The sequence below is a fragment of the bacterium genome (genome assembly GCA_030647005.1).
Lineage (GTDB): Bacteria > Patescibacteriota > Patescibacteriia > JACPHY01 > JACPHY01 > JAUSKG01.
Genome location: JAUSKG010000024.1, coordinates 1 through 4,879, shown reverse-complemented (window position 1 = coordinate 4,879; position 4,879 = coordinate 1). Strand labels below are relative to the sequence as shown.

Annotated in this window: 4 protein-coding genes; 3 read left to right on the top strand and 1 reads right to left on the bottom strand. The window is 64.1% G+C overall.

The window, feature by feature from the left end; all coding sequences use genetic code 11:
• The coding region (locus Q7S96_03285) for a sodium-translocating pyrophosphatase (protein ID MDO8463269.1) at positions 1 to 1,926 on the bottom strand (1,926 nt) is incomplete at its 3' end.
• A gap of 181 nt (positions 1,927 to 2,107) precedes the next feature.
• On the opposite strand from Q7S96_03285, the gene Q7S96_03280 reads away from it, so the two are divergent.
• From Q7S96_03280 to Q7S96_03270, 3 genes are all read left to right on the top strand, one after another.
• Complete coding sequence (locus tag Q7S96_03280; GenBank protein ID MDO8463268.1) at positions 2,108 to 2,317, top strand: hypothetical protein; 210 nt, start codon at positions 2,108 to 2,110, stop codon at positions 2,315 to 2,317.
• 181 nt (positions 2,318 to 2,498) lie between these two features.
• Positions 2,499 to 3,131: a ribonuclease HII gene (locus Q7S96_03275; protein MDO8463267.1), complete on the top strand. Its 633-nt coding sequence runs from the start codon at positions 2,499 to 2,501 to the stop codon at positions 3,129 to 3,131.
• A gap of 280 nt (positions 3,132 to 3,411) precedes the next feature.
• Positions 3,412 to 4,668, top strand: coding sequence for a peptidoglycan DD-metalloendopeptidase family protein (locus Q7S96_03270; GenBank protein ID MDO8463266.1), 1,257 nt, complete (start codon positions 3,412 to 3,414; stop codon positions 4,666 to 4,668).
• Positions 4,669 to 4,879: the final 211 nt, after the last annotated feature.

Here is a 4,879-nt window from a genome sequence, read left to right as displayed (position 1 = left end):
AACGGTGTCGCCCGTCACCGCGGCCTTGTGCGCGTCCGAGCCCTTGCCGCCGTGGTTTCCTTGCTCGATGTACTTTTTCGCGTTGTCCCACGCGGCGCCGCCGGTGGTCATCGCGAGCGCGAGGAAGAGACCGGTGATGAGCACACCAATGAGGAGTCCGCCGAGTGCCTGCGGTCCGAGGAAGAGTCCCACGAGGATCGGGACGACCACGGGGAGGAGCGCGGGGACTACCATCTCGCGGATCGCCGCTTTCGTGACGATGTCCACGCAGCGTCCGTAATCGGGTTTTGCTTTCCCCTCCATGATGCCCGGGATCTCACGGAACTGGCGGCGTACTTCCTCCACCACCGCACCCGCCGCGCGGCCGACCGCCTCCATCGCACGCGCACTAAAGATGTACGGGAGCATTCCGCCGATGAGGAGTCCCACGAGCACCCGAACGTCATTGAGCGGGAACGACGCAGCGATGCCCGCCGCCTCGAGGTTGTGCGTGTAGTCCGCGAACAGAACGAGCGCGGCGAGACCGGCCGATCCGATCGCGTATCCTTTCGTGATGGCTTTCGTCGTGTTGCCGACCGCGTCGAGCGGATCCGTCACGCTCCGGACGTCCGCGGAGAGCTCCGCCATCTCGGCGATGCCGCCCGCGTTGTCCGTGATGGGCCCAAACGCGTCAATCGTCACGATGATCCCCGCGAGCGAGAGCATGGCCATCGCCGCGATGCCGATGCCGTAGAGTCCGCCGATGGCATTGGCCGACCAGATGGCGGCGGCGATGACGACGACCGGCATCCATGTGGCGCGCATGCCCACGGCGAGGCCGGCGATGACGTTCGTGCCGTGACCGGTCTCCGATGCCTTCGCGATCGAGCGCACCGGCTTCCGTGCCGTGGAGGTGTAGTATTCCGTGATGACGACGATGAGCGCAGTGACGGCGAATCCGATGAGCGCCGGACCCCAGAGTGCTGCGGACGCGAGGTTGAACGATGCGCTGCCGATCGCGAAGAGTCGCGGGACGAAAACGACCCCGAGCGCGCCGATGATGCCTGCGGCGACGAGGCCCTTGTAGAGCGCGCCCATGATGGCAGTCGAACCGTGCTTCAGGCGGATGGCGAGCGTGCCGATAATGGAGGCGATGACCGAAACGCCGCCGATGATGAGCGGGTAGAGCACCGCCGCGCCACCGACGCCGCCGGTGAGCGAGCCCAGGAGCATCGCCGCGATTGTTGTGACGGCGTAGGTCTCAAAGAGGTCCGCAGCCATCCCCGCATCATCACCCACGTTGTCACCCACGTTGTCCGCAATGACGGCCGGATTGCGCGGATCGTCCTCCGGAATCCCCGCCTCCACCTTGCCCACGAGGTCTGCACCCACGTCCGCGGCCTTCGTGAAGATGCCGCCGCCAAGTCGGGCGAACACCGAGATGAGCGATCCGCCAAAGCCAAAGCCGATGAGCGAGCGGAGTGCATCAGCGTCCGCGCCGAACAGCCAGAAGACGGACACGACGCCCGCGAGCGCGAGGCCAACGACGAGGAGTCCCGTCACCGCGCCACCCTGGACGGCAACGTGCATCGCGCGCGACAGTCCGGATTTCGCCGCCTCCGCCGTGCGGACGTTCGCCCTCACCGCAACGTGCATCCCGATCGCGCCCGCGAGCGCGGAGAGGATGGCACCAACGGCGAAACCGATCGCGGTCTGCCAGCCGAGCGACGGGGTGACACCGATGATGATGAAGAGGGCGGCACCGATCCACGCCACCGCCGTGTACTGGCGCTTGAGGAACGCGCGCGCGCCTTCCTGGATGGCCTTCGCAATCGTCACCATCTTCCCCTCACCGGCGGGGAGGCGGTTGATCTTCTTGGCAAGCCACAGGCCGTACGCGATGCTCGTGAGCCCTGCGATGAGGGCGAAGGTGAGGACAGCGTTCATACGAGAGAATCACGCGCCGATCAGTGCGTGAGAGCTAGGGGAACCAAAGAGACGTACCCCACGGCACGCCGAATACCTCCATTGTGCCCAGAATCAACGACGCTTGACAAGGGGGCGATGGCGTGGTATGTTGTGGTGTCCCTGTCCTGCGCGTGCAGGGTAAAAGGACGAGGAGGCGTGGATGGTCGCGAACCAAGCGCAACAGATCGACGAGGATGCCAGCGGTGCGCCGCAGTGTCCGCAGTGCTTCGCACACTACACGCAGAAATCCGCCGACGGCTCAGGGTACACCTGTCCCAGCGGGTGCGAAGGCAAGCTCGTGCCGAAGGGTCGGCGTACATCCGGCAAGCAGTTTAGGACCGTGCGCGGCGGAACATTCGTGCTCATGTGAGCGACGCCACCGCAGCGTCCGATGAGCCCCCCGAACCGCGGGGGGCTCTTCCATTTCCCCCGTCATTTCGAGCGGAGCGAGTCCTCTCCCCCTCTGTCATTTCGACCGACCGAGTCCTCGAGGGAGCGGAGAAATATCGTTTCACGGTACAATGGGACGAAAGGAGGAAGAACGGTCGTCTATGCGCAACCCCACGTTCCGTCACGAGCGCGAGCTCATCGCGCAGGGGTATTGCCCCGTCGGCATCGACGAGGCCGGGTGCGGGCCGCTCGCCGGTCCGGTGATCGCGGCGGCATGCATCGTCCCGCTCCACGCGCGGATCGCGCTCCTCCGCGACTCGAAACTCCTCTCCGCGGCGCAGCGTGAACGTGCACTCGCACTCCTTGCACAGCGCGGTGCCGTGTGGGGAATCGGTGCCGCGAGCGTGGTGGAGATTGACACGGTAAACATCCGTCAGGCGACGCACCTCGCCATGCGTCGCGCAGTCGCCGTGTTGCTGGAAGCATCATCGAGTGCGGCGACGCACGCACTCGTGGACGCCTGGCACATCCCCAATCTCCCCATCCCGCAGCGCGCGATTATCGGCGGAGATCGAATCGTGAAGTCCATCGCAGCCGCTTCGATCATCGCGAAGGTCCACCGCGACCGGCTCATGGTGGAGTACGATGCCATGTACCCCGAATACGGATTTTCGAGGCATAAAGGATACGGCACAAAAGCACACCTTGAAGCCATCGCTAAGTATGGCATAACTTCGCTCCATAGAGCCACTTTTTGTCATTATGCCCTTGACAAAAAAGACGGAAAATGCTAATATAATAGTGTACTTGGAGAACGGCTTTGACCTTTTCTCTTTTTCTTTTGTAAAAAACCACGCTCAATGATGAGCAATACTCAGCGTCGTGACGTCGAGTCACCATCAACATTGGAACGCTGAGTTCAACGCCCGCTGTAGTGTGCGAAGCAGGGACACCGATCGCGGCATCCTCGTCAGGTGCCAAGCATCAGGTGTCAGGTGCGCAGACGCAGCGTGCAAGGGGGTAGTTATCGCACGAACGTTCAAACGGACGCTCATCGCGATTGGACTTCGGACAATGGAAGGATGTCTCCAACTCATGCGGACGCTCGTCCGTATGGGGGGGCCGCTCGCTGCCGTCGCCCACGCGCTCGGCCTTATTGTCGTACGCGGCGCAGTACCGTTCTACCGCGCGTGGTGGACGTTCCGTCGCATGACGCTCCGCCGGAAGATGCACGTCGCGGAGCTCCTCGCGGCAGTACTGACGAACCGGTCGTTCGTCACGGTCGCGTTTGCTGGCGTGCTCCTCATCGTTGCGGGTCAGTCCACATACGCGCACACGTACGGCGGGTTCGTGGGCGAGCGGCCGCTGCTCCGAGCGTTCATCGCCGGCGAGGAACCGGAGCTCGTTGAGGAGCTCGTCGCCGGTCCGGCTGCACGCACGGTGGAGCCAACCTTCCGCGCCGCCTCGGTGCGCGCGCTCACGCCGACGGTGCTCGGTGCTGAGGTGACGCTCGCCGCCGTCCCGCAGACATCCGGGTACGCACTCATGCAGCCTGTCCTCACGGATACCGCAGTGGAGGATCACGGTCGGAAGGGCGTCACCACGTACACCGTGGAGCTCGGCGACACGCCGTCCACCATCGCGGAGCGTTTTGGCATCCGCACCTCGACCGTGCTCTGGGCGAATACCCTCAGCGCGTGGTCGCTCATCCGTCCCGGGCAGACGCTCAAGATTCTCCCGACGGACGGCGTGCTCCACACGGTGAAGCGCGGCGATACGCTCGAGAAAATCTCCAAGCACTACAGCGCAGACGCTGAGGAGGTCCTCGAGTTCAACCGACTCGTGGATGCGGATGACATCGAGGCGGGCGACACGCTCATCATTATTGGTGGCCGACCCTATCAGGCACCGGCTCCCGTGGTGACGACGCCAGTGAAGAAGGCGGAGCAGAAGCCGCTCCCGTCCATCCCGGGCAAGTTCTTTTGGCCGTCCATCTCGGAGTACCGCATCTCGCAGTACTACCACTGGGCGCACCACGGCATTGACGTCGCCGTGAACTACGGGACATCCATCTACGCTTCCGACCCCGGGACCGTCGTTTCCGCCGGCTGGCTCGGCGGGTACGGGTACCAGGTGACCATTGATCACGGCAACGGTCTCGAGACGCGCTACGCCCACTCCTCCAAGCTCCTCGTGAGCAAGGGACAGCAAGTGGAGCGCGGCCAGGAGCTCGCCAAGGTGGGCTCCACCGGACGATCCACGGGTCCGCACATCCACTACGAGGTCTACGCGAACAACGTCCGCGTCAACCCGTTCCAGTACCTCCGCTAGCGCGCCCCCGCGCACTGAAACGGCCGAGCACCCGCTCGGCCGTTTCACGTTGGAGCACGAGAATGCGGTATCATGAAGCATGAGAGGCGCCTCCCCGTAGCGGAGACCTTCAGGTCTCCATCCTCTCCCGCCACCAAAGTCGCCCACACCCTCGGATGGAGGTCTAAAGACCTCCGCTACAATCTTTGACGCTCACGCGCCAGCCGCGGAG

Bases quoted from the DNA above. Each gene is read 5' to 3' on its own strand.
- Q7S96_03275 (MDO8463267.1), top strand. From the start codon at position 2,499: ATGCGCAACCCCACGTTCCGTCACGAGCGCGAGCTCATCGCGCAGGGG.
- Q7S96_03270 (MDO8463266.1), top strand. From the start codon at position 3,412: ATGGAAGGATGTCTCCAACTCATGCGGACGCTCGTCCGTATGGGGGGG.
- Q7S96_03280 (MDO8463268.1), top strand. From the start codon at position 2,108: ATGGTCGCGAACCAAGCGCAACAGATCGACGAGGATGCCAGCGGTGCG.